Annotated in this window: 1 pseudogene; it reads left to right on the top strand. The window is 45.2% G+C overall.

Annotated elements, in window-relative coordinates:
* Nucleotides 1-144 precede the first annotated feature (144 nt).
* Nucleotides 145-547 (top strand): annotated as a pseudogene (locus tag ACFILY_RS09430) (baseplate assembly protein); the annotation flags it as partial.

Genomic DNA, 547 nt, shown 5'->3' with positions numbered 1-547 from the left:
GGTTTTCGTTGCAGAGGATTGATCTGACAAAAGCAACGCGTGAAGGCACATTCCATTTTGTTTTAACGGGTGTTTTTTATCCCAATGGGCATTTGGGGGATTGGTCACACCAAGAGCCAATGAGCATCAATTTAGAGGTTGGTGATGACTGAGTTTGAACCTTTATCCTTTTCACAGATTCCCCCTCCACAACTCCCTCTGCCACAAATTATTGAAGAGCTTTCTGTTGAAGCAATTTTAGAGCAAAAGATCACGCGTTTGACTGAGCTTTTTGCAGCGCATCATATTCCTTATAATGTGGAAAAGACGGCTTATGATCCCGTGGTCATTCAATTGCAAGCGGCGGCTTATGAAGAGTTGCTATTGCGCCAGCGAATTAATGAAGTAGCGCGGGATAATTTACTCACATTTGCCCATGGAACAAGTTTAGATCATTTGGGGGATTTTCATGGGGTCACGCGCCTTTTGGATGAAGATGATGAGCGTTTGCGCCGCCGCATTCGTTTGAATAGACAAGGACATTCCACAGGTGGCACAGCGCCACGTT

It is taken from the genome of Bartonella sp. CL25QHWL, assembly GCF_042195335.1.
Lineage (GTDB): Bacteria > Pseudomonadota > Alphaproteobacteria > Rhizobiales > Rhizobiaceae > Bartonella.
The sequence above is the reverse complement of the archived record's forward strand: the minus strand, read 5'-3'. Positions and strand labels throughout refer to the sequence as shown.